We start from the raw sequence: 23931 nt of genomic DNA, 5'->3' as shown, positions 1-23931 counted from the left end.
GGCACCGCGACGAGCGGGACCGCGAGGGGGCGGATGTGGACGCAGGGGAGATCGTCGAGGGCGAGGTGCGCGAGCTCGTGCGCCGTCGCGGGCTCGATCCGGCACGTGACGCCGCCGGTGCGCGACGCCTGGTCGACGAGGTGCTCGTCGACTACGACGCGCGCGCCGTCCGCGGTCTCGTGCCCACCCTCACGGACCCGGCGGCCGTCGCGCAGCACGTGCTCGACGCCGTCGCCGGCTTCGGCCCCCTCCAGCCCTACCTCGACGACCCCGACGTCGAGGAGGTCTGGGTCAACGGCCCCGCCCAGGTGTTCGTGGCGCGGCGCGGAGAGCCCGAGCTCACGACCACCATCCTCGACCCCGGTGAGCTGCGGGCGCTGGTCGACCGCATGCTCGCACCGACCGGCCGACGGCTCGACATCTCGTCACCGTTCGTCGATGCCTGCCTGCCCGGCGGCGAACGGCTCCACGTCGTCCTCCCGGACGTGACGCGCGAGCACCCCGCCGTGAACATCCGCAAGCACACGCTGCGCGCCGGGCACCTCGGCGAGCTCGTCGCCCTCGGCAGCCTCACACCGCACGCCGCACTGTTCCTCGACGCGAGCGTGCGCGCCGGGCTCAACATCCTCGTCTCGGGTGCGACGCAGGCGGGCAAGACCACGATGCTCAACGCGCTGCTGGGCTCCGTGCCCGTCACGCAACGCGTCGTCACCTGCGAGGAGGTGTTCGAGCTGCGCGTCGGTGCTCGCGACGTCGTCGCGATGCAGTGCCGGCAGGCGAGCCTCGAGGGGACGGGCGAGATCACCCTGCGCCGGCTCGTCAAGGAGGCGCTGCGCATGCGCCCCGACCGGATCGTCATCGGCGAGGTGCGCGAGGCCGAGGCCTTCGACCTCCTCGTCGCCCTCAACGCCGGCCTGCCCGGACTGTGCACGCTGCACGCCAGCTCGGCGCGCGACGCCGTGCGCAAGCTCACCGCGCTGCCCCTCCTCGCGGGCGAGAACGTCAGCGACCGGTTCGTCGTTCCCACGGTCGCGTCGTGCGTCGACCTCGTCGTCCACCTCGACGTCGCGCCGTCCGGTCGACGTCACGTGCGCGAGGTGCTCGCCGTGCCCGGCCGCGTGGAGAACGGCGTCATCGAGACCGCCAGCCTGTTCCGTCGTGTCGGCGCCGGTCCGACCGGCGGCGAGCTCGTCCGGGGCGACGCCGAGGTCCCCGCCCCGGAGCGGTTCGCCCGGGCCGGCATCGACGTCGCCACGCTCCTGAGCCGTCCGCCGACCGCGCGACCGGTCGGGGTGCACGTCTGAGATGGGCGTCGTGATCGGACTGCTCCTGGGTGCCGGCCTGGCCTCCGTGTGGGCGGCCTGCTGGCCTCCCACGCAGCAGCGCGCCCGTCGCACCGGCTGGTCCGCCCGCACGCAGGACCTCCTCGTGCAGGCAGGCGCCGGAACGGTTCGCCCGTCGGGGTTGGTCGGTGCGAGCGTCGCGCTCGCGGTCGTCGTCCTGGTGCTGGCCGCCGCCCTGACGCGTTCTCCCACCATCGCCCTCGCCTTCGCGCTGCTCGCCGCAGGCCTGCCGTGGTCGCTCGTCCGGTCGAGGGCCCGGCGTCGTCGCGCCGCGCTGCGGCACGTGTGGCCCGAGGTCGTCGACCACCTCGCGTCCGCCGTCCGCGCCGGCCTGTCGCTGCCCGAGGCGCTCGTCCAGCTCGGCGACCGCGGGCCCGTCGAGCTGCGGCCCCAGTTCCTCGCCTTCGCCCGCGACTTCCGCGCGTCGGGACGGTTCGGCGAATCGCTCGACCTGCTCAAGGAGCGGCTGGCCGACCCCGTCGGCGACCGCATCGTCGAGGCGCTGCGCATGACCCGCGAGGTCGGCGGGACGGACCTCGGACGGCTCCTGCGGACCCTGAGCCGGTTCCTCCGGGAGGACGCACGCACCCGCGGCGAGATCGAGGCACGCCAGTCCTGGACGGTCAACGCGGCACGCCTCGCCGTCGCCGGACCGTGGGTCGTCCTCGGCCTGCTCGCGACCCGCCCGGAGACGGCGCGCGCCTATGACTCCGTCACCGGTGCCGCCGTCCTGCTCACCGGTGCCGCGAGCTGCGTCGTCGCGTACCGCACCATGATCCGCATCGGGCGGCTGCCCGAGGAGAACCGGGTGCTGCGATGACCGGTGCCTCGACCCACCTCGTCCCGACCGGGGCCGTCCTCGGCGGGACGGCCGCGCTCGGCGTGCTGCTCGTCGTGACCCGGCTGCGACGGCGCCGTCCGACCCTCGTCGCCCGTGTGGCGCCCGGCCTGCGCTCCTGGTCCGCGGTCTCGCGGCTGCTCGACGAAGATCCCGTCACCACGCCCTTCGCCGTGCTGGAACGCCTCGTCGCGCCCTGGTCCACCGACGTGGGGCGCGGGCTCGAGCGCTTCGGATCGTCCCGCGCCGACGTGGAAAGGCGCCTCGCACGCGCCGGCCGGCGCGACACCGTCGAGCAGTTCCGCGCGCGACAGCTCGTTGCCGGTGCGGTCGGGCTCGCGCTCGGTCTGGCGGTCGCCGTCCTCCTCGTCGTCGTCCGTGGGGCCTCCGTCGTGCCGGCGCTGCTGCTCGTCGTCGTCGCGGGCGTCGCGGGCGTCCTCCTGTGCGACCAGAACCTGTCCCGGCAGGTGCGGACCCGCGAGGAGCGCATCCTCGCCGAGTTCCCGACCGTCGCGGAGCTCCTCGCGCTCGCCGTCACCGCGGGGGAGGCGCCCGTCGGAGCGCTCGACCGGGTGGCCCGGACCGCGCACGGCGCCCTCGCCGACGAGCTGTCGGCGGCGCTCGCGGCCGTGCGCTCCGGGACGCCGCTCAGCCGCGCGCTCGAGGAGCTGGCCGACCGCGTCGGCCTGGCGCCCGTCACCCGGTTCGCGGACGGCGTGGCCGTCGCGGTCGAGCGCGGCACACCGCTCGCGGACGTCCTGCGCGCGCAGGCGCAGGACGTCCGCGAGGCCGGCCGTCGCGCACTGCTCGAAGCCGGGGGACGCAAGGAGGTCGGGATGATGGTCCCGGTCGTCTTCCTCGTCCTGCCCGTGACCGTCGCGTTCGCCGTCTTCCCGAGCCTCGCCACCCTCCGGGTGGGGATGTGAGGAACCCGCGCCGCGCGTGCGGCGCATCCGGAACAGCCGGTCGGTCGACCGGGAACCTGAGAGGACTGACATGTCGAGGTGGAGCGAGGTCGCAGGGGTCGGCCGCGCGGTGCGGGAGGGCGCGCAGGAGGTCGCCCTCCGCGCCGGGGTCCGTGCCGCGGTCGCGGTGCGGCGGGCGCGGGATGACAGGGAACGCGGCGACGTGCCGGGCTGGGTGCTCGTCACGCTGATGACGGCGGGACTGGTCGTCGCACTGTGGGCCATCGCCGGTCCGGCACTGTCGAAGACGTTCTCCGACGCGATCTCGAGCGTCAAGGGGCCGTGAGCCGTCCTCGCCGTGGCGGTCGCGAGGACGGTGCGGCCGTCGTCGACTTCGTGCTCGTCTCGATCCTCGTCATGGCGCTGTTCCTCGGGGTCGTGCAGGTGGCACTGGCGCGCCACGTCCGCGCGGTCCTGGTGGACAGCGCGGCGGAGGGGGCGCGCTACGGTGCGCGGGCGGACCGGTCGCCGGAGGACGCCGTCGCGCGGACGCGCGAGCTCGCGACAGCCGATCTCTCGTCCCGCTTCGCGGACGACGTGTCGGCCCGCTACACGCAGGTCGACGGCGTCTCCGTGGTCGAGGTGACGGTCCGGGCGCCCTTGCCTGTGGTGGGTCTGCTCGGGCCGGGCGGCTGGCTCACGGTCGTGGGCCACGCGGTGCGGGAGCCGTCGTGACGGCGGACGCTCGGCGACGGGCCGCACGCGACCACGGCACGGCGCGGCGCCGCGAGGAGGGGAGCGCGGTGGTCGAGTTCCTCGGCGCGACCCTGCTCCTGCTGCTCCCGCTCGTCTACCTGGTGGTCACCGTCGGTCGGGTCCAGGCGGCGACGTTCGCGGCGGAGCAGGCGGCGAGCGGTGCGGCGCGCGTGTTCGTGACGTCGCCCGACGAGAGGACCGGTACCCGTCTGGCGCTCGCGGCGACACGGCTCGCGTTCGCCGACCAGCACGTCGCCGGTGCCGGCCCGTCGGCTCTCACGGTGACCTGCCCCGCGGACGGCTGCGGGCGACCGGGTTCGACGGTGCTGACGCACGTGCGGGTGGACGTGCCGCTGCCCGGCGCGCCGCGCTTCCTGCAGGGGCACGTGCCGCTGCACGTCGTCGTCGTGGCGGACGGCACGGGGACGTTCGACCGGTACGCGGACCTGTCGGGGTGGGGTTGATGGCGTGGTGGGCGTGCAGCGTCCGGCGGAGGGGAGACGACGGTGCGTGCGCCGGTCGCGCGGGGGAGCGGGGCAGCGTGCTGCTCCTCACGATCGGGGTGGTCGCGGTGGCGCTCGCGCTGGTGCTGGTGCTGGCTGCGGCGTCTCAAGTACATCTGGCGCGCCAGCGCCTGTACGACGCCGCGGACGCGCTCGCCGTCGGGGCGGCGGACGAGCTCGACACCGGGTCGTACTACGACCGGCTCGGCGCGGGCGGCTCGCCGGAGGTGATGCTGACCGATACCGGGGTGGCGGACGCGGTCGGGGACCAGGTCCGGGAGCACCCGGAGGCGCTGCGCGGGCTGACGGACGTGCGGGTGGTCGACGCGTCCACGCCCGACGGTCGGACCGCGCACGTCGCGCTGTCCACGAGGGTTCGCCCGGGGGCGTTGACGTGGCTGACGGCCGGCCTTGCGGACGGAATCACGGTGACGGCGCAGTCGAGCGCGCGGGCCGACTGAGCTCCTGCGGGTCCCTGCGGTACGACCGCGGGCCGGGGTGGGCGTACGACTCGCGTACCCTTGAGCACCGTGGCAACCATCGACTTCGCGGCTGAGATCAAGGCGCTTCGCTCCACCCTCGAGTCCATCGAGTCGGTGAGCGACCCGACGGCGCTCGAGAAGAAGGTGGCCGAGCTGTCCGAGCAGGCGGCCGCTCCGGACCTGTGGGACGACCCGGAGTCGGCGCAGAAGGTCACGACGGCGCTGTCGCAGACGCAGGCCGAGCTCGACCGGGTCACCCACATGGCGAGCCGGATCGACGACCTCGAGGTCCTCGTCGAGATGGCGTCTGAGTACGGAGAGGACGGCAGCGACACGGCTGACACCCTGGCCGAGGCTGAGTCGGAGCTCACCGCGATCCGCAAGGACCTCGACGCGCTCGAGGTCCGCACCCTCCTGAACGGCGAGTACGACGCGCGCGAGGCCGTCGTGACGATCCGCGCGGGCGCCGGTGGCGTGGACGCCGCGGACTTCGCGGAGATGCTGCTCCGCATGTACCTGCGCTGGGCGGAGCGGCACGGCCACTCGACGACGGTGCTCGACACGTCGTACGCGGAGGAGGCGGGCCTGAAGTCCGCGACGTTCGAGGTCAAGGCGCCGTACGCGTTCGGGAACCTGTCGGTCGAGGCCGGGACGCACCGCCTGGTCCGCATCTCGCCGTTCGACAACCAGGGCCGCCGGCAGACGTCGTTCGCGGCGGTCGAGGTCATCCCGCTCATCGAGCAGACCGACTCGGTCGAGATCCCCGAGTCGGAGATCAAGGTCGACGTGTTCCGGTCGTCCGGACCGGGCGGTCAGTCGGTCAACACGACGGACTCCGCGGTCCGCATGACGCACATCCCGACCGGCATCGTCGTGTCGATGCAGAACGAGAAGTCGCAGATCCAGAACCGCGCGGCCGCCCTGCGCGTGCTCCAGTCCCGCCTGCTGCTGGTCCGCCAGCAGGAGGAGGCGGCGAAGAAGAAGGAGCTCGCGGGCGACATCAAGGCGAGCTGGGGCGACCAGATGCGCTCGTACGTCCTCCAGCCGTACCAGATGGTCAAGGACCTGCGCACGGAGCACGAGGTCGGCAACCCGTCGGCGGTGTTCGACGGCGACATCGACGACTTCATCGAGGCCGGCATCCGCTGGCGTCGCGGCGGCGGCCAGGACTGATGCTGCCCGGGCTGCGCGCCACGGCAGCCCAGCCCGCGGCCCTGGCCCACGCGGTACAGCGGACGCCCAGGTAGCCGACACACCGGCGTGCCTCCCGTCCCGCCTCCGGCGGCCGTGCCTACTCTCGAACCCGCCGTGCGTCCGTGCGGCCCGCGGCGTCTGCCGACGACGCGGTCTTGAGGCCCGTCGGTGGCCGCGGCACCCAGCGGGGAGGGGTGATGATCCGGTTCGAGGACGTCACCAAGGTGTACACGCGCGGTGCGCGACCTGCGCTCGACGACGTCGCGGTCGACATCGAGCGCGGCGAGTTCGTCTTCCTGGTGGGTCAGTCGGGGTCGGGAAAGTCGACCTTCCTCAAGCTGGTGCTCCGGGAGGAGCGCCCGACGGGCGGCCGTGTGTTCGTCGCGGGTCGCGACCTGTCGAGCCTGTCGAGCTGGCGGGTGCCGCAGCTGCGCCGGCAGATCGGGGTGGTGTTCCAGGACTTCCGCCTGCTGCCCAACAAGACGGTCCAGGAGAACGTGGCGTTCGCGATGCAGGTGATCGGCGAGCCGCGGCACGCGATCCGGCTCCGGGTGCCGGAGGTGCTCGAGCTGGTCGGCCTGGACGGCAAGGAGAAGCGTCACCCGGAGGAGCTCTCGGGGGGTGAGCAGCAGCGGGTCGCGATCGCCCGCGCGATGGTGAACCGTCCGCAGATCCTGCTGGCGGACGAGCCGACGGGCAACCTCGACCCGACGACGTCGCTCGGGATCACCCGGCTGCTCGACCGCATCAACCGGAACGGCACGACGATCGTCATGGCGACGCACGACGACGAGATGGTCGACGAGCTGCGCAAGCGGGTCATCGAGCTGAAGGACGGCGAGGTCGTGCGCGACGAGTCGCGCGGCGTCTACGGATCGGAGCGCTGAGCGTGCGGGCACAGTACGTCCTGTCGGAAGTCGGCCTCGGGCTGCGCCGCAACCTCACGATGGTGGTCGCGGTGATCCTCGTGACGTTCGTGTCGTTGACGTTCGTCGGTGCGGCGGGCCTGCTGCAGATGCAGGTCGGCAAGCTGAAGGACCAGTGGTACGGCAAGGTCGAGGTCTCGGTCTTCCTGTGCCCGACGGGTTCGACGGTGGCGAACTGCGCGTCGGGCAAGGCGACGGAGGCGCAGGTCGACGACCTCCGGGACCTGCTCGCGTCGGACGACGTCGCGCCGTTCGTGCAGAAGGCCACGTTCGAGTCGCAGGACGAGGCGTTCAAGGAGTTCCAGCAGCGCTACCCGGACGGCTACGACGGCACGCAGCTCACCGCGGACGACATGCAGGCGTCGTTCCGGATCAAGCTCACCGACCCGTCGGAGTACGAGGTGGTCGCGGACGTGCTGACGGGACGCCCGGGGGTCGAGTACGTCGAGGACGAGAGACGCGTCTTCGACTCCTTGTTCCTGGCGATGAACCGGGCGTCGGCGCTGGCCGCGGGGCTCGCGGTCGTGATGCTCGTCGCGGCGGTGCTCCTGACGACGACGACCATCCGGCTGTCGGCGATGAACCGGCGCCGCGAGACGGAGATCATGCGCCTCGTGGGGGCGAGCAACTGGTTCGTGCACCTGCCGTTCATGCTGGAGGGCGCGATCTCGGCGGTGGTCGGGGCGGGGCTCGCCGTCGGCGGGCTGTGGCTGGGGGTGAAGTACGTCGTCGACGACTGGCTCGCGCAGTCGGTCACGTGGGCGCCGTACGTCACGCAGCGGGACGTCCTGACGCTCGCGCCCGCGCTCGTCGGGATCGCGATCCTGCTCGCCGTGGTCGCCAGCGGCGTGACCCTGCGTCGGTACACGAGGGTGTGAGGCGGATGACGCGAGCGGTGAAGGGTCCGACGGTGCAGCGCGCGGTCACGCGGCGCGCCCGCTGGGCGGCGCGCTGGGTGGTGGCGCTGCTCGCCGCGGCCTTGCTGGCGAGCCCGGTGGTCGCGTCTGTCGGTGCGTCCGCGGACGACCTGGACGACAAGAAGGCGGCGGCGCAGGCGCAGCAGCACAAGATCGAGGAGCAGCGCGAGACGTTGCAGGCGGACCTCGAGGACACGAGCGCGTCCCTGCAGAAGGCGGTGCTCGACCTCAACACGATCGAGGCGAAGCTCCCGGTCGCGCAGGCCGACCTCGACGCCGCGAACGCGAAGGTGGCGTCGACCCAGCGCGAGCAGACGCTGCTCGCACAGCGCCTGGCCGACGCGCAGGAGGAGGTCGCGACGCTCGGCGAGCAGGTCGACACGGGCGCGAAGGACGTGGCAGCCGCGCGCGCGGACGTGGCGGGGCTGGCACGGCAGTCGATGCGGGGCGCGGGCGGGCTGTCGTCGTTGGGCGTCGTCACCGGGGCGCAGAGCCCGGAGCAGTACGTGGACGACCACGCGATCGCGCGGACGGTCGCGCGGACGCAGACCCGTGACCTCGCGGCCCTCCAGCGCACGCAGGCGGTGGCGACGAACCGCGAGGCGCGCCTCCATGCGGTGCAGGACGAGGTCGCGTCGCTCAAGAAGCAGGCGGACGCGAAGGTCGCCGAGGCGCAGACGGCACAGGCTGCTGCGGCGGAGCGCAAGAAGGAAGTCGACGCCCTGCTCGCGCAGCAGACGGCGAAGAAGGCCGCGATCCAGCGCGAGAAGACCAAGGCGCTCGCGTCGCTCGACGAGAACAAGGCGGACCTCGCGGCGGCGAAGCAGCAGGTCACGACCTACGTCAAGCAGATCGAGCACCGCGAGGCGGTGGAGCGCGCCAAGCGGGCCGCAGCGGCGAAGAAGAAGGCCGAGGAGGAGGCCCGCAAGCACAAGTCGGGCTCGGGCGGCGGGTCCGGCTCCGGGTCCGGGTCCGGCGGAGGTTCGGGCTCCGGCGGTGGCTCGGGTTCCGGCGGCGGCGCGGTCGGGCTGAAGAGCTCGGGGGTGCTGGCGTGGCCCGTCGCCAACTCGTACGTGACGTCGCCGTTCGGCTGGCGCCTGCACCCGATCCTGCACATCTGGCGCGAGCACACCGGGGTCGACCTGCACGCGCCCTGCGGTGTGCCGATCCACTCGGCGGCGGACGGCTACGTCGTGTTCTCCGGCTGGGTCGACGGGTACGGGAACCGGGTGATCGTCGATCACGGGCGGTACAAGACCTACCGCCTGTTCACGACGTACAACCACATGGTCCGGTACGTCGTGCACCCGGGGGAGCACGTGTCCCAGGGCGAGGTCGTGGGCTACGCGGGCAACTACGGGCTCAGCACGGGCTGCCACCTGCACTTCGAGGTCATGGAGAACTCGACCTACGTCAACCCGATGATCTTCCTCTGACGCGAGGTCTCGCGTTCGTGCGACTCCGCGAGGGTGCCGTGCTCTGCGCGAAATCGCCGGACGCCGTGGGCCGTCCCGCGTAGGGTGGTTCCCGTTCCCGCCCCTCGGCCGCCCCGGCCGTCGTACGCCCTGGAGGCCACCATGCCGAAGGAGACCGGTCGCAAGCTGGTCGCCAGCAACCGCAAGGCCCGGCACGACTACGTCATCGAGGACGTGCTCGAGGCCGGCCTGGTGCTGAGCGGGACCGAGGTCAAGGCGCTGCGGCAGGGGCGTGCCTCCCTCGTCGACGGGTTCGTCCTGGTGGACCATGGTGAGGCGTGGCTCGAGCACGTGTACATCCCCGAGTACTCCGAGGGCACGTGGACGAACCACGCGCCGCGCCGCAAGCGCAAGCTGCTGCTCCACCGCGACGAGATCGACCGGCTGGAGGCGCGCACCCGCGAGAAGGGGCACACGATCGTGCCGCTCGCCCTGTACTTCCTCGACGGTCGCGCGAAGGTCGAGATCGCGCTCGCCCGCGGCAAGAAGGAGTACGACAAGCGCCAGACGCTGCGCGAGCGGCAGGACGACCTCGAGGCGCGGCGCGCCATGCGGCAGCGGGAGATCGCCTGACGCACGGAATAGCGGTGCTGCGTCCGGGGTTCATCGACTAGGCTGGACCTGCACGCTTCGGCGTGCGTCGTCGCCCAGCCTGCCGTTCGCGGCAGGTCGGTGCGTTGACAACTGCACATGGGGGTGATCGGTTTCGACGGTGGTCGTGCTTCCAGGAGAAGCGGGCCGAGAACGCAGGCTTGTCTCGTTAACGATGCCTGCAAACCTATAGGTGCCGATTCCAAGCGCACCGACTTCGCCCTCGCCGCCTGAGCGAGGCTTCGAAGTCCGTCAGCCCAGGGTTGCTCTCGACCTGGTAGCTGGCGTCATCTAGAGGGCCACTGCTTGTTGCGTCCGTCGTCGGCGTAACAGGGACTCTTTGACGACTGGGCCTGTCAGCAGCTTGTCTGCGTGAGTGCTGGGGCCGAGAAAATCCGTAGCGGACTGCGCCCGGAGAAGTCCTGGATCTGCGTCACCGGACCGGGGTTCGATTCCCCGCACCTCCACTGCACACCCCGTGTGACACGAAGGCCGCCCCCGCGAGGGGGCGGCCTTCGTGCTGTCTCGGGCACGTTCTGGGTCACCAGCGCAGGGTGCGCCAGGCGTCCTCGGCCTCCTGACCGTCGAGCCAGGTGACGTGCAGGTCGGCTCCGTCGACGACGAGGTGGCCGCCGGCGATCTCACGGCTCGCCGCGTGGGTGACGGCAGCGGGGTCGTCGCAGTAGAGGTCCGGGCGGTGGTCGACGTACGCGACGCGCCACTCGAGCCGCTCCTTGGGGTTGGCGTAGAGGGGGCGACGGTGCGGGCCCACCACGTCCCAGTGGGTCGCGACGCGCGTCACGAGATGGCCGACGAGCCGGGAGTCCGGGGCGTGCAGCCTGCCCACGCGGCGGGCGGGGGCGGGGGCCGGGGCGAGGTTCACGAGGGACTCCTCTCGCTCTCGCGCGGGGCCGGTCGGGTCCGCGCGGTACGTCATCGGTCAGGTACCTGAAACCATAGGCGCGCGAGCTCGGTCGAGTCCCTGGTGGAACGAGGCTGTGAGCGACTCGTGACCTTGGGCCGGGACGCGTTCCCGGAGCGTGACCAGGGCTCACGAGCGCTCGACAACTTCTCCACGAGCACGGCCGCGTGAACGTCAGGTCACGGATTGGACACGGTCGGAGGAAGAAAGTTGACGACGCTTCGTAAGGAAGGTCTACTAACACCCATGACGACGACGGTCAGCGGCGCAGCAGCCCCCAGGCGAGGCCTGGGCGCACTGCGATCCAACGCGAAGGTGCTCCCCGAGCACGCTCGCGCGCACAACCGTTCGCTCGTCCTGCGGTACCTGTTCCACGAGGGCCCCACGTCCCGAGCGGACCTCGCACGGGCCACCTCGCTCACGCGGGTGACGATCTCGGACCTGGTCGCGGCACTCATGGCTGAGGGCCTCGTCGAGGAGCTGGGCATCCGTCCCGGGCAGCGCGTCGGCAAGCCGGCGATCCTCGTCGGGATGCGCACGGACGCGTTCGAGATCGTCTCGATCGATCTCACCGACGGCGAGGTCATGCGCGGCGCGGTCTCGACCCTCACGGGGGAGTTCGTCCACCGCGAGAGCCTCCACATCGAGGGTCGCACGGGCGCCGACATGGTCGACCTGCTCGCCCGCTTCGCCCGGGGGCTCATCGCGCAGGCGGGGCAGCCGGTCATCGGCGTCGGCATCGGCTCGCCCGGTGTCGTCGACGACGCCGGCGTCGTGATCCAGGCCCCGAACCGGCGCTGGTACGACGAGCCGCTCGGTGCGCAGCTGACCGACCGCCTCGGCATCCCGGTGCACGTCGCCAACGACGCGAACATCGCGGCGCTCGGCGAGTACACGTTCGGTGGCGCTGACGGCGACGGCCTCATGGTGGTCGCGATCGGTGAGGGCGTCGGCGCGGGCATCATGCTCGACGGCGTCCCGCTGCGTGGACGTGGGAGCGCCGCCGGCGAGATCGGCCACATCACGGTCGTCGAGCAAGATGGCGCGCTGTGCGCCTGCGGCCGCCACGGCTGCCTCGAGACCATCCTGTCCGTCCCGTCCCTGCGCCAACGGGTCGACGGGCTGGACGCTGAAGCTGCCGAGGCCGCCCTGGCCTCGGTCGGAGCGCTGTTCGGCGCGGCACTGGTGCCCGTCATCAGCACGCTCAACCTCGCGGACGTCCTCCTGAGCGGTCCTGCGGACCTGCTGGGCGGCGCGCTGCGGGACGCTGCACTGGACGTCGTCCAGCAGCGCACGCTGCCGGCCATCGGCGGCGGGCTGCGGCTCGAGATGGCGACCCTGGGTGAGGACGACGTGCTCGCGGGAGCCGCCGTCCTCGTCCTCGCAAACCAGCTGGGGGTCGCGTGACCACCCAGATGGACAACCCTGGCACCGCCCTGCGCTGTGGCAGGTTCCCCGGAATGCGCGGAAGCGCACGAAACTAGGAGATGCGTTGAAGAAGACACGCACCATGGCGATCGGCGCCTTCGGCATCGTCGCCGCACTCAGCCTGGCGGCCTGCTCCAGCGACAGCGACAACGGCGGCGAGGTCGGCAAGACGCCGGACGCCACGACCCAGAAGACCATCGACAAGGTCGACGGCACGGGCAAGACGCTCAACGTGTGGGTCATGGAGGGCGACTACAAGGACGAGACGCTCGCGAAGATCAACTCCGAGTTCAAGACGGAGACCGGCGCCGAGGTCAAGGTCCAGGTGCTTCCGTGGGCCAACGCGAGCACCAAGCTCTCGACGGCTCTCGGCCAGGACGACACCCCGGACATCGTCGACCTCGGCAACACCTGGGTCTCCAACTACGCGTACAACGGCGCGCTGATGGACCTCTCGCAGTACCAGGACGCGCTGAAGCAGGACCGCACGTGGCTCCCGTCCCTCATCGAGCCGGCGACGCTCGACGGCAAGGTCTACGCCGTGCCGTCGTTCGCCGGCGTGCGCGTCGCGATCTACAACAAGAAGATCTGGGCAGACGCCGGCATCACCGACGTCCCCACGACCTACGCGGACCTCACGGCCGACCTCGACAAGATCAAGGCCAAGAACACCGCGGCGGACTTCTCCCCGTTCTACCTGCCGGGCAAGTACTGGTACGCGGGCATGCAGTGGATCTGGGACGCGGGCGGCGACATCGCCACCCAGGCGGACGGCAAGTGGACGGGCGCCACCTCCTCGGCCGAGGCCCAGAAGGGTCTCGAGACGTGGAAGTCGTTCCAGAACACGTACTCCACCAAGGCCTCGCAGGGCATCGACACCGGCAGCAAGACCGAGCCCGCCCAGACCCAGATCATGGCGGACGGCAAGGCCGCGACCATCATCGGCGCGCTCTGGGACCCGGGTTCGGTCGTCGCCAGCTCCAAGGGCAAGGTGAAGGAGTCTGACCTCGGCACCTTCGCGATCCCGAGCTCGTCGGGCAGCGGCCTGCAGCCCGTCTTCGGTGGTGGGTCCGACTGGGGCATCGCCGCCAAGTCGAAGAACCAGGACCTCGCGCTCGTCTGGACGAAGATCGCTGCGGGCCCGGAGATCCAGTCGATCCTCGCTGCTCAGCCCTGGATCCCGAACACGGTCGAGGGTGCCAAGGAGGCCGAGGGTTCGGCCAGCGACCTCATCAAGCCGTACTACGCGGCCGCCGCGAACTCCAAGGCGGCCCCGCCGGCGCCGAACTGGCTGCCCATCGAGGGTGACCAGTCGGTCCAGGAGTTCTTCTCCTCGGTCGCGCTCGGCAAGAAGACGCCTGCCGATGCCGCGAAGGAGTTCGACTCGCACCTCGACGAGACGCTGAACGGCAACAGCTGATCGTCCGCACCACCGATCGGGTCCCCTGCGGGGCGACCCAGTAGGAGAACCCGATGAACACCCCGACTGCGGACGAGTCCGCAGGCGAGGGCACGGCTGCCGTGGCGCTCATCGCGCCACGGCAGCCGCGTGGCTCTCGCCGCAAGAACGGAGCGTCGATCGCTCCCTGGGCTCTGGTAAGTCCTGCAGGGCTTGTGATGGTCCTGCTGACGGTCGTCCCGATCGTCTACCTGGTCTACACGTCTTTCACCAACACCAACCAGCGCACGCTGTTCACCGGTGCCTATCAGAGCGTCGGGTTCGACAACTACACCGAGATCTTCCAGGATGCCGACTTCTGGGCCGCTCTTGCGCGGACCGTCGTCTTCACGGCGGCGATGGTGCTCGGCAGCGTGATCATCGGGATGTTCCTCTCGAACGTGCTGGTCCGTGCGTCGACGGTGATGCGCTACGTGCTGACCGTCGTGCTGATCTTTGCGTGGGCGATGCCGAACGTCGCGTCGTCCCAGGTCTGGAACTGGCTGTTCCAGCCCGGGTACGGAATCCTCAACTGGTTCCTGACGCAGCTGCACGTCTTCGGTGACATGACCCAGACCAACTGGGCGCAGAACACCTGGCTGGGCTTCACGATGATCTGGCTGCTCGTGGTGTGGCAGGCCGTCCCGTTCATCGCACTCACGCTCTACGCGGCGCAGAGCCAGGTCGACCCGGCCTACTACGAGGCCGCGCGCCTCGACGGTGCCTCCGAGCGTCGCATCTACTTCGCGATCACCATCCGGTTCCTGGCCCCGACGCTGCTGCTCATCTCCATCTTGTCGATCATCTGGGACTTCAACGTCTTCAACCAGATCTGGCTGCTCACGCAGGGTGGTCCGGACGACACCACGTCCACGCTCGGCGTCTGGAACTTCAAGCAGGCGTTCGTCGGCTTCAAGATCGGACTCGGATCGGCCACCGCTGTCGTGACCACCATCCTGTTGATGATCTTCACCGGCTTCTACATCCGCCGACTGCTCCGTTCCGGGGAGGACCTGTGACCGCCACCTCCACCGCCGCGCCGCTCGGCGCGGTCGACTCCGCCGAGCGTCCCCCTGTCGCGCCGCGCCGGCGCCGACGCCGTCACAACACCGGCACGAACATCATCGCCGGGATCGTGTCGCTCATCTGGGTGTTCCCGGTCTACTGGATGCTGAACACGTCGTTCAAGCCGCTCGGCGACGTCAGCAACCTCACCCCGCAGTTTCTCCCGAAGCATCCGACCTTCCAGAACTACGTCACCGCGGTCACGAAGACGGACTTCCTCATCAACCTGCGGAACTCCGTCATCGTGGTGCTGGGTACCCTGATCCTCGCGATCGGGCTCGCCTTCTTCGCGTCGGCTGCTCTGTCCAGGTTCCGCTTCAAGAGCCGGCGACCGATCCTCGTCGCGATCCTCGCCGTCCAGATGCTCCCCGCCGCGGCGCTGCTCATCCCGCAGTTCCTCGTGTTCAACCGCCTGGGCCTGCTCGGCAGCTACCTCGGTCTGATCCTGGCGTACGTCGCAGCCACGCTGCCGTTCTCCATCTGGGTCATGCGAGGCTTCTTCGTCGCCATCCCCAAGGAGATGGAGGAGGCAGCGCAGGTCGACGGCGCCAAGACGTGGACCATCCTGTGGAAGATCTGGTTCCCTCTCGTCGCTCCGGGCGTCATCTCGACCAGCATCTTCGCGTTCATCGCCGCGTGGAACGACTACCTGACGGCGTACGTGTTCATGAAGGACCAGTCGATGTACACGCTGCCGCTGTGGCTCGCGTCGTTCTCCGTGCCGAACCAGGCGACGAACTACGCGGCGCAGATGGCCGCCTCGGTGCTGTTCTCCCTGCCCGTGGTGATCTTCTTCCTGCTCATCCAGCGCAAGCTGGTCTCCGGCATGTCGGCCGGCGCGGTGAAGGGCTGACGTGACCAACTCTGCCTCGATCGAGACACTCGACACCGAGGCGGGGGACCCGGGGACGACGACGTTCGCGGTCGGGCTGGACATCGGTGGGACGAAAGTCCTCGGTGTCCTGCTCGACGCGGACGGAACCGTCCTGCGGTCCGTCCGCCTCCCGACGGTCCGCGGTGGGGACGGTGTCGTCCGTTCCGCCACGGACGTGGTGCAGCAGCTCGCCTCCGACGCCGGCATCGGAGTCACGGCCATCGGTTCGGTGGGCGTCGGTGTCCCCGGTCTCGTGGACCCGCTGACCGGCTCCGTGAACCACGCGGTGAACCTCGGCATCCCCGGCGAGAGCTTCCCTCTCGCCGCCCGGATCACGGACGAGCTCTGCGGGCCCACGGTGAGCGTCGACAACGACCTCAACGTCGCGGCCCTCGGGGCCTCGTACGCGCTCGGCCCCGGCTCGGACGACCTCGCCTACCTGGCGCTCGGCACCGGCATGGCTGCCGGTATCGTCATCAACGGTGAGCTGCGCCGGGGTGCGAGCGGTGCCGCGGGCGAGGTCGGGCACATCCCGATCCGGCCCGACGGGCCGGTGTGCGCCTGCGGCCAGCGCGGCTGCGTGGAGCTCTACGCGAGCGGGTCGGGCCTGGCGCGGCGGTGGCCGTCGTCGGGCGACGTCCCCGCTCCCTTGGAGATCTTCGCGGCGGCTGCTGCCGGTGACGAGCTCGCGCGGGAGATCCGCGCGGACTTCGGCGCAGCGCTCGCTGACGTCGTGCGGATCATCACGCTCTCGTACGACGTGGAGCGCGTCGTGATCGGTGGTGGCGTCACAGGTCTCGGGCCGCAGCTCCTCGAGCTCCTCCGGGAGCACCTCGAGGTGCAGGCGCGCAGCTCGGCGTTCCTCGCGAGCCTGAAGATCGGTGACCGGGTGTCGCTCGCGCCGAACGACGTGCCGATCGCTGCCGTGGGCGCCGCCCTGGCCGGACTTCGGAAGGACTGAACATGGAGATCGTCATCGCTCCCGCAGAGGAGCTCGCCCGCATCGCGGCCGATGCCATCGAGGGGCTCGTCCGCTCGAAGCCGGAGGCCGTGATCGGTCTCGCGACGGGATCGAGCCCGCTCAAGGTGTACGACGAGCTGGCTCGCCGGCACACCCAGGACGGCCTCTCGTTCGCGCAGACGCGTGCGTTCATGCTCGACGAGTACGTCGGCCTGCCCGCCGAGCACCCCGAGCGGTACCGGAACGTCATCGAGACGGAGATCGCGTCGCGGGTGGACTTCGCGCCCGACGCGGTCCAGGGCCCCGACGGCCTCGCCGACGACCTGCCCGCCGCCTGTGCGGCGTACGAGCAGGCGATCGTGGACGCCGGCGGTGTCGACCTGCAGATCCTCGGGATCGGCACGGACGGCCACATCGCGTTCAACGAGCCGGGCTCGTCGCTGGCGTCGCGCACCCGCATCAAGACGCTCACGGCGCAGACCCGCGAGGACAACGCGCGCTTCTTCGACGACGACATCGAGCAGGTGCCGCGGCACTGCCTCACGCAGGGCCTCGCGACGATCATGTCCGCGAAGCACCTGGTCCTGCTCGCCACGGGCAAGGGCAAGGCCGAGGCTGTCCACCAGCTCGCCGAGGGCGCCATCTCGGCCCTCTGGCCTGCTACCGTCATGCAGCTGCACCCGCACGCGACCGTCCTCGTGGACGACGCCGCGGCAAGCCGTCTGCAGCTCGCCGACTACTACCGCCAGACCTACGCGTCCAAGCCCGGCTGGCAGGGCCTCTGATCCCAGGGGACGACCCCACCGCACACCGTGCCGGCGCGCGCGAGCGCGCCGGCACCGCTCGACCGAGCAGTACCGAGAGGACCCCACGGTGAACTCCTCCTTCACCACGCGCACGCGTCGCACCCGACGCGTGGCACTGCCCCTGTTCGCGACCGCCACCGCGGCGGCGCTCGTCCTCGCGGGCTGCTCCGGCAGCTCCGACGCCGACACGGGGGACAAGGCCGCCGCCAAGCTCCCCACCGGGCAGAACATCGTCGTGTCGTTCATCTCGCCCGCGCCTGCGGAGCAGCCCGCGATGGACTACCTCAAGGCGACCTTCGAGACGCAGTTCCCCGGCAACACCCTGACGTTCGCCAACACCACCTGGCCGACCCGCACGGACGACTACGAGAAGTCCGTCGTCAAGGGCGAGGGCACCGTGCCCGACGTGATCGAGCTCGGGAACACCGACGTGCCGACGTACTCGTCACAGGGCGTCCTCACGGACATCACCGGCAAGTTCGACGACCTCGGCGGGGCCGACCTCCTCAAGGGCCTCGTGCAGAGTGGGACGTACGACGGCAAGTTCTACGCCGCTCCGTTCTACGCCGGAGCGCGCGTCGTCTGGTACGACTCGAAGGACGTCACGCTGACCAACCCCGCCACGTTGGGCGACCTCGTCCACAACGGGACGGCGCTCCGCAAGGTCGACTACGCCGGCCTGTTCCTGCCCGGTCGCGACTGGCACGACGACATCGCCTTCGTCTACACCAACGGCGGCTACATCGCCCAGCAGCAGGACGACGGGTCGTGGAAGGCGGGTTTCTCGACCGCCGACAGCATCCGGGGCCTCAAGCAGTTCCAGCAGGCCTTCCAGGAGGCCAACAACGACACGGTGGCCCCCGCGAACACGGACGAGACCACCAACGCCGACCTCGGAGAGGTCCCGGCGAACCGGTACCAGTTCTGCGCGGGCAAGGTCGGCTACCTGCCCGGCGACGTGAGCCTCGGTCCGGCCATGCAGACGTCCGTGGAGACCCTCAAGAAGACCAACGCCGAGGACATCGCCAAGGACCCGAAGTACGTCGACTCGGTCTGCCCGAACGGCCACGCGAAGGAGGTCAAGGCGTTCGCGATGCCGGGTCTGACGCCCGGCACCGTGGCGAAGACGTTCGCGGGCGGGTCGAACTTCGCGATCCCGGCGAAGTCGGAGCACCAGCAGCTGGCGTACGAGGCGCTCAAGATCATGACGTCGCAGGGGTTCCAGGACCTCCTCGCCGTCCAGGCCATGATCCCGGGACGCATCTCGTCGTCGGTGCACCTCCCGCAGGACGCGACCTCGCTCGAGGCGGCCAAGTCGGCGCTCGAGGCTGTGTCGACGCCTGCGGCGCCCAACTGGAGGGACGTCGAGGACTCGAAGGTGCTCGACGACGCCTTCCAGAAGATCGCGAAGGGTGGCGACGTCACGAAGATCGCGGCCGACCTCGACGCGCAGATCGAGAAGATCCTCAACGCGCCGACGAAGGCGGACGGCTGAGTGCCTCGCACCCCTCGTCGGCCTCTGGCCGATCCGTTCCGACGCCCCCGCCGCACCTGCGGCGGGGGCGTCGTGTCGTCACCGGCACGTAGGATCGAGGCATGACCGAACCGCTCTCCAGCCCGTCCTCCCCGGCACCGCACGCCGACCCGGACGGCGGCTCGTCCACCGCGGTCCTCGAGCGCGAGGAGACCCAGGAGCTCACCGAGCCGGGCGACCACGAGCGCTTCGCGCACTACGTGCGCAAGGAGAAGATCATGGAGTCGGCGATGACGGGCAACCCGGTCATCGCGCTCTGTGGCAAGGTCTGGGTGCCGGGCCGCGACCCGAACAAGTTCCCGGTCTGCCCCACCTGCAAGGAGATCTACGACGGGCTGCGCGCTCCGCAGGACGGCGAGGGCGACTCCGGCAAGTGATGGCGCGCGAATCCTCCCGTCCCACCGCCCCCCCGTCCTCCTCTCAGCCGTCGCTCTTCGCCGCAGGCCCGCACGCGGCGTCGACCGCTGCCGCCGAGCACCTCTCGCCGGCCTACCCGCGGCGTGCCCCCTGGGGTACCGCGTCGAAGCTCCGCGCGTGGCAGGCCGAGGCCGTCGACCTGTACCAGCGCAGCGCCCCGCGGGACTTCCTCGCCGTCGCCACACCCGGCGCCGGCAAGACGACGTTCGCGCTGCGCATCGCGACCGAGCTTCTCGAGCGCGGCACGGTGCGCCGGGTCACGGTAGTCGCGCCCACCGAGCACCTCAAGCACCAGTGGGCCGACGCGGCCGCGCGCGTGGGCATCAAGATCGACCCGAGCTTCAAGAACGCGCAGGGTCGCCACGGCACGCACTACGACGGCGTCGCGCTGACGTACGCGCAGGTCGCGAGCAAACCGGCGCTGCACCGTGCGCGCACGGAGGCGGCTCCCACGCTCGTCATCCTCGACGAGGTGCACCACGGCGGCGACGCCCTGTCGTGGGGCGACGCGGTCCGTGAGGCGTTCGAGGGCGCGACCCGCCGCCTGGCGCTCACCGGCACGCCGTTCCGGTCGGACACGTCCGCGATCCCGTTCGTGCGCTACGACCGCGGCCCGGACGGCATCCGCCGGTCCGTCGCCGACTACACCTACGGGTACGGGAGCGCGCTGCGCGACCACGTCGTGCGGCCCGTGATCTTCCTGTCCTACTCGGGCAACATGCGGTGGCGCACCCGCTCGGGCGACGAGGTGAGCGCGCGTCTCGGCGAGGCGCTCACCAAGGACATGACGGCGCAGGCGTGGCGCACCGCGCTCGACCCGGAGGGGGAGTGGGTGCCGTCGGTGCTGCAGGCTGCCGACACGCGCCTGTCCGAGGTGCGGCGGGCCGTCCCGGACGCGGGTGGGCTGGTCATCGCGTCCGACCAGTCGGACGCGCGCGCGTACGCCGCGCACCTGCGTCGCATCACGGGCGAGGCGCCCACCGTCGTGCTGTCCGACGACGACGGCGCGTCGAGCCGCATCGACGACTTCTCCGCCGGAACGCAGCGCTGGATGGTCGCCGTCCGCATGGTGTCGGAGGGCGTCGACGTCCCGCGTCTCGCCGTGGGCGTGTACGCGACGAGCACGTCGACGCCGCTGTTCTTCGCCCAGGCGGTGGGGCGCTACGTGCGCGCCCGGCGCCGGGGGGAGACGGCGTCGATCTTCCTGCCGAGCGTCCCGCAGCTCCTCGCGCTCGCGAACGGGATGGAGGAGGAGCGCGACCATGCCCTCGACCGTCCGCAGACGGCCGAGGAGGAGGGGAACCTGTTCGCCCCGGAGGACGCGCTCGTCGCACAGGCGAACGAGGACCGCTCGGGCCCCGACGCAGTCGGGCCGGACGGGCTGGAGGGCACGTTCAAGGCGCTCGAGGCGCAGGCGACGTTCGACCGCGTCCTGTTCGACGGGGGCGAGTTCGGCACGGGTGCCGACGTCGGCTCGGCCGAGGAGCTCGACTTCTTGGGGCTGCCCGGTCTGCTCGACGCCGACCAGGTCACGACCCTGCTGCGCGAGCGGCAGGCGGCGCAGGTCGGACAGCGGGCTGCAGGACCGGACCCGGAGGCCGAGCACCGGCGCGCCGGAGAGCTGCGCAAGGAGCTCCAGAAGCTCGTGTCGGCGTGGGCGCGGCGGTCGGGCCAGCCGCACGGTTCGGTGCACCACGAGCTCCGACGGCGCTGCGGGGGCCCCGAGGTTCCGCAGGCGACGTCCACGCAGCTCGAGGCGCGGGTCGACCTCGTCCGGGGCTGGTTCGTCGGGAAGCGCTGACGTGGTCAGACGGTGATGTACGAGGTGGGCAGGGCCGGGTCACCGGCGGACAGGCGGCGCGCGCCGCGGGGCAGCTCGTCGCGGGATGCGGCGTGGCGTCGCACCGCGGCCTGCACGCCGCTCGCGCCGACCCACCGGGTGTCGACGGCGCCGTCCATGACGTGCTGCACCTGGAGGGGTCGTGCGTCCTCGGGCGGCTGCCACGACCGCAGCGACAGGTCGGCGCCGGTCGCGACGACCTCCTCGAGGCCGCGCCCGTCCTGGTCGAGGCGGCGTCCGGCGACCTTGCGGCCACCCGTGGACGTCTTGAGCGTCGACGCCTTCGCGACGGGCTCCAGGCGACCGCTCGCCGCTTCGCGCGCGACGAGCTTGTAGACCATGCCACAGGTCGGTGCTCCGGAGCCGGTGACCAACGACGTCCCGACGCCGTACGTGTCGACGGGTGCGGCGGCGAGCGCCGCGATGGCGTGCTCGTCGAGGTCGGACGTCACGACGATCTTCGTGCCGGTCGCGCCGAGCCCGTCGAGCTGGCGGCGCACCTCGACGGCGAGCCCCATGAGGTCTCCCGAGTCGAGGCGGACCGCGCCGAGGCCGGTGCCCGCGGCGGCGACGGCCCGTTCGACGCCGCGCCGGACGTCGTACGTGTCGACGAGCAGGGTCGTGCCGGGCCCGAGCGCAGCGACCTGGCTCGCGAACGCGGCCTCCTCGTCGTCGTGCAGGAGCGTGAAGGCGTGGGCGGCCGTCCCGATGGCGGGCAGGCCGTAGCGGCGTCCGGCCTCGAGGTTGGACGTCCCGGCGAAGCCCGCGACGACCGCCGCGCGAGCGGCGGCGACCGCGGCCTGCTCGTGCGCGCGGCGGGAACCCATCTCGAGGCACGGCCGGTCGACGGCCGCGCTCGTCATGCGGGACGCCGCGCCGGCGACGGCCGAGTCGTAGTTGAGGATCGACAGGGCCAGCGTCTCCAGGAGGACCGCCTCGGCGAACGTGCCCTCGACCGTGAGCAGGGGAGAGCCGGGGAAGTAGACCTCGCCCTCGGCGTACCCGGCCACGTTCCCCGTGAACCGGTACGACGCGAGGAAGTCGACGGTGCGCGCGTCCACGACGTGGTCGCGCGACAGCCAGGACAGCACGTCGTCGTCGAAGCGGAACCCGGCGAGCGCCTCGAGGAACCTGCCGGTCCCGGCAAGCACGCCGTACCGTCGTCCGGCCGGGAGCCGGCGCGTGAACACCTCGAAGACGCAGTGCCGGGCGGCCGACCCGTCGGCGAGGGCCGCCTGGAGCATCGTGAGCTCGTACTTGTCCGTCAGGAGAGCGGTGGACTGCGAGGGCAGGTAGCGGGTGCGCTCGGTCGCGCCGTCACGGCCGGGGATCATGTCCACACGGTAGGCCACGGCCCGGCGTGCCGCCGTCCGCGTCCGGTCCGGGACCTAGCATGGTGGGGTGCCGATCCTTGACCCGCCGCTGCTCCGTCCTGCCACCGAGGAGGCGGTCCAGGAGGACCTCTCGCTCGCCGAGGACACGTCCCTGCGTGCGTCGTCGGACGCGTGGTCGACGGTGGTCTGGAACGATCCGGTGAACCTCATGAGCTACGTGTCGTACGTGTTCGAGAGCTACTTCGGCTACCCGCCGTCCCGTGCCGAGGCGCTGATGCTGCAGGTGCACCACGACGGGCGGGCGGTGGTGTCGCGGGGCGGCCGCGAACGCATGGAGGTGGACGTGCAGGCCATGCACGACCACGGCCTGTGGGCGACGTTGCAGCGCGAGGCCGGCTGATGCGCGCGTTCCGGGTGGCCCCCGAGGGCTACGTCGCCGGGCTGGACTCGACGGAGCGGCTGGTCCTGGCGCACGTGGTGGGCGACACCGCGGAGCTGCTCCAGTCGTCTGCAGGCGCGGCCGCCGGCGCCGTTGCTGGGTGGCCCGACGACCCGGCGCTGCGTCGCCTGCTCCCGGACGCGTCGCGGGACGAGCCCGAGGTGTCGGAGGAGTTCCGGCGTCTCACGCAGGAGGATCTCGTCGGGGCGAAGGTGACCCGGCTCGTCGCGTTCGCCGACCTGCTCCTGGACGACCCGGTGGCGCGCGCCGCGGCGGGCGGGGTTGCGCCGGCTCCCGCGACGGACGTCCCGACGGACCTCACCGTGGACCGCGCTGCCGCTCGCGACATCGCGGCGGCGATGACGGACGTCCGGCTGGTGCTGGCGGAGCGTCTGGACGTCCGGTCGGACGAGGACTCGGAGCGCCTGTACGCGGCGGTCGAGCGCGGCGCGGCGGGTGACGACGTCGACGACGCCGCAGAGGAGGGCGGCCCGCGAGGTTTCCTCGGGGCGGTCTTCGTGACGCTGGGGTGGCTCCAGGAGTCGCTGGTCACGGCCATGCTCGGCGAGCTGCGCGCACGGTAGCAGGAATCCGCCGCCACGCCCTTCGTACGAAACGGACATCCGGACCGGGTCGTTCGACGAGCGTGCGGACCCGGCAGGCGGAAAAGTGATGGTCAGAAGGGGGGCCCGTGAAGGTCACGGGCGCTTCGACGAGGAGAGGACCCTCCCATGGCTCTGTGGCTCATCCTGCTCATCATCGGTCTCGTGCTGCTGGTTCTCGGCGCCACGACGATCGGACACATCTTCCTCTGGATCGGCGTCATCATCCTGATCATCGGTGTCGTCGGCTGGCTCCTGGGCCGAGGACGAGGCGCCCGGGTCTGACGCCCGACAGCCTCCGCGGCGCCCCGCCGACCTTCGTGGTCGGCGGGGCGCCGTCA

The 23931-nt window shown here is 71.4% G+C and carries 26 protein-coding genes and 1 other RNA gene; 25 read left to right on the top strand and 2 right to left on the bottom strand.

Going from position 1 to position 23931, the window contains the following annotated elements:
- Nucleotides 1-35 precede the first annotated feature (35 nt).
- The 13 genes from CLV34_RS01930 (at nt 36) to ssrA (ending at nt 10400) form a co-directional block, all read left to right on the top strand.
- A complete protein-coding gene (locus tag CLV34_RS01930) occupies nt 36-1304 on the top strand; it encodes a TadA family conjugal transfer-associated ATPase (protein WP_100348567.1) in 1269 nt (422 codons plus the stop codon).
- Nucleotide 1305: 1 nt separating this feature from the next.
- A complete protein-coding gene (locus CLV34_RS01925; protein WP_100348566.1) occupies nt 1306-2163 on the top strand; it encodes a type II secretion system F family protein in 858 nt (285 codons plus the stop codon).
- On the top strand, nt 2160-3107 hold the full coding sequence (locus tag CLV34_RS01920; RefSeq protein WP_100348565.1) for a type II secretion system F family protein: 948 nt from the start codon (nt 2160-2162) through the stop codon (nt 3105-3107). The genes CLV34_RS01925 and CLV34_RS01920 overlap by 4 nt, the downstream gene beginning before the upstream one ends.
- 70 nt (nt 3108-3177) lie before the next feature.
- The gene (locus tag CLV34_RS01915; protein WP_100348564.1) at nt 3178-3432 is read left to right on the top strand and encodes a hypothetical protein; all 255 of its coding nucleotides are present in this window, start codon (nt 3178-3180) and stop codon (nt 3430-3432) included.
- Nucleotides 3429-3821 carry a TadE family protein gene (locus CLV34_RS01910; protein WP_281255159.1) on the top strand — a complete coding sequence of 131 codons (393 nt, stop codon included), beginning with the start codon at nt 3429-3431 and terminating at the stop codon, nt 3819-3821. Before CLV34_RS01915 ends, CLV34_RS01910 begins: the two co-directional genes overlap by 4 nt.
- The gene (locus CLV34_RS01905; RefSeq protein WP_100348563.1) at nt 3818-4306 is read left to right on the top strand and encodes a pilus assembly protein TadE; all 489 of its coding nucleotides are present in this window, start codon (nt 3818-3820) and stop codon (nt 4304-4306) included. The genes CLV34_RS01910 and CLV34_RS01905 overlap by 4 nt, the downstream gene beginning before the upstream one ends.
- A 77-nt stretch (nt 4307-4383) precedes the next feature.
- Nucleotides 4384-4806: a hypothetical protein gene (locus tag CLV34_RS01900; protein WP_157803657.1), complete on the top strand. Its 423-nt coding sequence runs from the start codon at nt 4384-4386 to the stop codon at nt 4804-4806.
- 69 nt (nt 4807-4875) lie between these two features.
- Nucleotides 4876-6000, top strand: a complete 1125-nt coding sequence (gene prfB, locus CLV34_RS01895; protein WP_100349143.1) for a peptide chain release factor 2 — start codon at nt 4876-4878, stop codon at nt 5998-6000.
- A 218-nt stretch (nt 6001-6218) separates the two neighbouring features.
- The gene (gene ftsE, locus CLV34_RS01890; protein WP_100348561.1) at nt 6219-6908 is read left to right on the top strand and encodes a cell division ATP-binding protein FtsE; all 690 of its coding nucleotides are present in this window, start codon (nt 6219-6221) and stop codon (nt 6906-6908) included.
- Nucleotides 6909-6910: 2 nt separating this feature from the next.
- Nucleotides 6911-7825, top strand: a complete 915-nt coding sequence (ftsX, locus tag CLV34_RS01885; RefSeq protein ID WP_100348560.1) for a permease-like cell division protein FtsX — start codon at nt 6911-6913, stop codon at nt 7823-7825.
- Nucleotides 7826-7830: 5 nt separating this feature from the next.
- Nucleotides 7831-9300 carry a M23 family metallopeptidase gene (locus tag CLV34_RS01880; protein ID WP_100348559.1) on the top strand — a complete coding sequence of 490 codons (1470 nt, stop codon included), beginning with the start codon at nt 7831-7833 and terminating at the stop codon, nt 9298-9300.
- Between the two features lie 141 nt (nt 9301-9441).
- Complete coding sequence (smpB, locus tag CLV34_RS01875; protein ID WP_100348558.1) at nt 9442-9912, top strand: SsrA-binding protein SmpB; 471 nt, start codon at nt 9442-9444, stop codon at nt 9910-9912.
- A 119-nt stretch (nt 9913-10031) separates the two neighbouring features.
- Nucleotides 10032-10400: a transfer-messenger RNA gene (ssrA, locus tag CLV34_RS01870) on the top strand.
- Between the two features lie 71 nt (nt 10401-10471).
- Here the strand turns inward: ssrA and CLV34_RS01865 are convergent.
- Nucleotides 10472-10813: a hypothetical protein gene (locus tag CLV34_RS01865; RefSeq protein ID WP_157803656.1), complete on the bottom strand. Its 342-nt coding sequence runs from the start codon at nt 10811-10813 to the stop codon at nt 10472-10474.
- A gap of 285 nt (nt 10814-11098) precedes the next feature.
- Here CLV34_RS01865 and CLV34_RS01860 point away from each other — a divergent pair, with 285 nt between their 5' ends.
- The 9 genes from CLV34_RS01860 (at nt 11099) to CLV34_RS01820 (ending at nt 21176) form a co-directional block, all read left to right on the top strand.
- A complete protein-coding gene (locus CLV34_RS01860; RefSeq protein ID WP_100348556.1) occupies nt 11099-12259 on the top strand; it encodes an ROK family transcriptional regulator in 1161 nt (386 codons plus the stop codon).
- 85 nt (nt 12260-12344) lie between these two features.
- On the top strand, nt 12345-13700 hold the full coding sequence (locus tag CLV34_RS01855) for an extracellular solute-binding protein (protein WP_211289323.1): 1356 nt from the start codon (nt 12345-12347) through the stop codon (nt 13698-13700).
- A 53-nt stretch (nt 13701-13753) separates the two neighbouring features.
- Nucleotides 13754-14737, top strand: a complete 984-nt coding sequence (locus CLV34_RS01850; RefSeq protein WP_100348554.1) for a carbohydrate ABC transporter permease — start codon at nt 13754-13756, stop codon at nt 14735-14737.
- Nucleotides 14734-15636 carry a carbohydrate ABC transporter permease gene (locus CLV34_RS01845; RefSeq protein ID WP_211289322.1) on the top strand — a complete coding sequence of 301 codons (903 nt, stop codon included), beginning with the start codon at nt 14734-14736 and terminating at the stop codon, nt 15634-15636. Before CLV34_RS01850 ends, CLV34_RS01845 begins: the two co-directional genes overlap by 4 nt.
- A gap of 1 nt (nt 15637) precedes the next feature.
- Entirely contained in the window at nt 15638-16618 is a 981-nt protein-coding gene (locus CLV34_RS01840; RefSeq protein WP_245858892.1) for an ROK family protein, read from the top strand.
- Between the two features lie 2 nt (nt 16619-16620).
- Nucleotides 16621-17403, top strand: a complete 783-nt coding sequence (gene nagB / locus CLV34_RS01835) for a glucosamine-6-phosphate deaminase (protein WP_100348553.1) — start codon at nt 16621-16623, stop codon at nt 17401-17403.
- An 88-nt stretch (nt 17404-17491) separates the two neighbouring features.
- Complete coding sequence (locus tag CLV34_RS01830; RefSeq protein WP_100348552.1) at nt 17492-18919, top strand: extracellular solute-binding protein; 1428 nt, start codon at nt 17492-17494, stop codon at nt 18917-18919.
- 101 nt (nt 18920-19020) lie between these two features.
- Nucleotides 19021-19335, top strand: coding sequence for a DUF3039 domain-containing protein (locus CLV34_RS01825; RefSeq protein WP_100348551.1), 315 nt, complete (start codon nt 19021-19023; stop codon nt 19333-19335).
- Complete coding sequence (locus CLV34_RS01820) at nt 19335-21176, top strand: DEAD/DEAH box helicase (RefSeq protein ID WP_100348550.1); 1842 nt, start codon at nt 19335-19337, stop codon at nt 21174-21176. The genes CLV34_RS01825 and CLV34_RS01820 overlap by 1 nt, the downstream gene beginning before the upstream one ends.
- A 5-nt stretch (nt 21177-21181) precedes the next feature.
- Here the strand turns inward: CLV34_RS01820 and CLV34_RS01815 are convergent, their stop codons facing one another.
- Nucleotides 21182-22549: a nicotinate phosphoribosyltransferase gene (locus tag CLV34_RS01815; RefSeq protein ID WP_100349140.1), complete on the bottom strand. Its 1368-nt coding sequence runs from the start codon at nt 22547-22549 to the stop codon at nt 21182-21184.
- A 73-nt stretch (nt 22550-22622) separates the two neighbouring features.
- Between CLV34_RS01815 and clpS the strand changes: the two genes are divergently transcribed.
- The 3 genes from clpS (at nt 22623) to CLV34_RS16530 (ending at nt 23875) form a co-directional block, all read left to right on the top strand.
- Nucleotides 22623-22949, top strand: a complete 327-nt coding sequence (gene clpS / locus CLV34_RS01810; RefSeq protein ID WP_100349139.1) for an ATP-dependent Clp protease adapter ClpS — start codon at nt 22623-22625, stop codon at nt 22947-22949.
- A complete protein-coding gene (locus tag CLV34_RS01805; RefSeq protein WP_100348549.1) occupies nt 22949-23572 on the top strand; it encodes a DUF2017 family protein in 624 nt (207 codons plus the stop codon). The genes clpS and CLV34_RS01805 overlap by 1 nt, the downstream gene beginning before the upstream one ends.
- A gap of 147 nt (nt 23573-23719) precedes the next feature.
- Entirely contained in the window at nt 23720-23875 is a 156-nt protein-coding gene (locus CLV34_RS16530) for a hypothetical protein (protein WP_170044545.1), read from the top strand.
- Nucleotides 23876-23931 lie beyond the last annotated feature (56 nt).

The sequence above is a fragment of the Luteimicrobium subarcticum genome (assembly GCF_002798015.1).
GTDB classification, from domain to species: Bacteria; Actinomycetota; Actinomycetes; order Actinomycetales; family Cellulomonadaceae; genus Luteimicrobium; species Luteimicrobium subarcticum.
This window is presented reverse-complemented; position numbering and strand designations above follow the sequence as displayed.